At 51.7% G+C, this 2,462-nt stretch carries 2 protein-coding genes and 1 pseudogene; all 3 read left to right on the top strand.

Going from position 1 to position 2,462, the window contains the following annotated elements:
- Window positions 1–1,728: RHS repeat domain-containing protein (locus ALO43_RS04320; protein ID WP_162235573.1), on the top strand; the 1,728-nt coding region annotated here is incomplete at its 5' end.
- An 11-nt stretch (window positions 1,729–1,739) separates the two neighbouring features.
- Window positions 1,740–2,090 (top strand): hypothetical protein, encoded by a 351-nt coding sequence (locus ALO43_RS04315; RefSeq protein WP_054997166.1) that lies wholly within the window; start codon window positions 1,740–1,742, stop codon window positions 2,088–2,090.
- A 211-nt stretch (window positions 2,091–2,301) separates the two neighbouring features.
- Window positions 2,302–2,462: pseudogene (locus ALO43_RS31300) on the top strand (RHS repeat protein); the annotation flags it as partial.

Genomic DNA, 2,462 nt, shown 5'->3' with positions numbered 1-2,462 from the left:
CGTCAGGACTACGCATACGACGACGGCGACCGACTGCTGTCAATCGAGCGCAAGCCGACGGACACTGGCAGAAAGCTCGGCGTCAGCGCTGAGAAACTCGAATTTGCCTACGACCTGCTAGGCCGTCTCGTCAAAGAGACCACCCCGCAGGGCGCACTGGCCTACGAGTACGATCCACTCAGTAACCTGACCACGCTGACGCTTCCCTCCGGCCAGCACCTGAACCACCTGTATTACGGCAGCGGTCACCTGCACCAATTGAACCTCGATGGCCAACTGATCAGCGACATGGAGCGTGACGACCTGCACCGCGAGATCTATCGCACCCAGGGTACGCTCACCAGCTGCTTCGGCTACGACAGCATGGGGCGCAAGGCTTGGCAGTACGCCACAACCCTGCCCGCTGAGAAACTGTCACAGATCCAGAACCCGCTCATAAAACCAGAGCGCTACGTCGAACATGCCTACAACCCGATTCACCGCCGCTACGAATACGACCCGGCAGGCGAACTGAGCCGCACTCTCGACAAACTGCGCGGCGAAACCCGTTACGAATACGAAGCCAATGGCCAATTGCTGGCGCGCAACACCGGTCGAGTCGTCGATGGCGAAGAGTTCCGCTACGACGCTGCGGCCAACCGCCTCAACTTCAACACCAGCCGCTTCGACCACGTCAAAGACAACCGCCTCAAACAGTGGGCGAACCAGGAGTACAGGTACGACGCCTGGGGCAACCTGATTGAAAAAACCGTCGGCATCGTGCGCTGGCAAACCTTCACCTACGACTGCGAAAACCGCCTGGTCAAAACCGAGACCATGGCTGACACGCAGGTGGAAAGCACCAGCAGTTATCAGTACGACAGCCTGGGCCGACGCGTAGGGAAACAGTCCGAGATCAAAGGCCACACCGAACACAAACACTTCCTCTGGCAAGGCCTGCGCATGCTGCGTGAAGAAAGCCCCGGCCAGAGCAGCCTGTACCTCTACGAGCACGGCAGCTACGCGCCGCTGGCCCGCGTGGATCAGAAGGAAGGCGAAGCCGAGAACAAGGTCTACTACTTCCACACCGACCAGATCGGCACACCACTGGAAATGACCGACGCCGAAGGGCAAATCGTCTGGCAGGCCAAGTACCGGGCGTGGGGTGCTGTTGAAAAGCTGGTGGTGAACGAGGTTGAGCAGAACCTGAGGTTTCAGGGGCAGTATTTTGATGCCGAAACGGGGCTGCACTACAACACGTTTCGGTATTATGACCCGGAGATTGGGCGGTTTACTACGCAGGACCCGATTGGGTTAGATGGGGTATTTAATCTTTATCAGTATGCGCCAAATACACAATCTTGGATCGATGCTCTAGGGCTAGCGTGTGATAAATGGACCGTCAATTCACATAAAGCAAATAAAAGCGCTGTGAAAGGAAAAAAACTCGGCTTGGATTCTCATCATGTGGGTCAGAGGGACTTGATGAAGGATTTGGTGGAAGGTTATGATCCTGCAACTGGGCCAGCAATGCTGGTGCCGAAAGTCGGACACACTAGTTTAAAGGGTAAACTTGGAGTAGTCTCTCGCAGCAAAATAAACCCTACCACAAGGCTACCATTCACGAGCGCAAGAGATGTTTTGGCGCGTGACATTAAAGAACTCAGACGAGTTTACCCAGAAGTGCCTAATACAAAGCTACAAGAACTCATTCAACTCAACAAATCTATGTATCCAGAAATGCGTTAGCCGGAGTCCTTATGTCTTTAGATGAAAATTTTGTGCATGCTATATATGATGAGCTGTTCGAGGAAAATTTCAACCGATACAAAGAGATTTTGAACCAGCCTATCGATGATGGCAAAGACTCCTTTGCTAGAGCTAGAAACGCTCTGGCATTGCTGGATGAAACTGAAAGATCTCAAGTAATAAATTTTTTTAAAGTGGTAATGTTTGATAGTGCGTCTGTGATTTTAGGAACTTTGGATGGCGTACATTTTCCCGATGATTTAGATGGAGACTTTTTGCTTCTTTGCGACGGCAAAGAGATTCAGGGTAGTCTTGCTGATATTTTCATTGGAAAAGCACAAGATGCCGGGGTTTACGAGTAGCTCGTTGACTGCAAGAGACAAAAACAATAAAAGCTCTACCTGCCCCTTATCTAAAATAAGTCTGCGTAGAGCTTTTAGCTAGGCGATAAGCTTTTAAATTACAGTATTTAGGTATTAGCTAGCGTTCTTTAAAAATTAAGTTGGACGATAGAGTGTTGAGATCACTTCAGCCTCCTTCCTATCGCATCATCAAAATGTAGACTCCATTCACAGCTTTTCCTACACCGACCGCCTGATCGAAGAAAAGCGCATCGACAACCTCACTCGCCGTTTCAGCTACAACCTCGGCGGGCACCTGACACAGGTCGAGGAAATCGGCTACGGCGAGAAAGGCGAACAGCCACGGCGCAGTACCCATCTGGAGCGCGACCC

Origin of the sequence: Pseudomonas tremae, assembly GCF_001401155.1 — a bacterium.
GTDB classification, from domain to species: Bacteria; Pseudomonadota; Gammaproteobacteria; order Pseudomonadales; family Pseudomonadaceae; genus Aquipseudomonas; species Aquipseudomonas tremae.
This window is presented reverse-complemented; position numbering and strand designations above follow the sequence as displayed.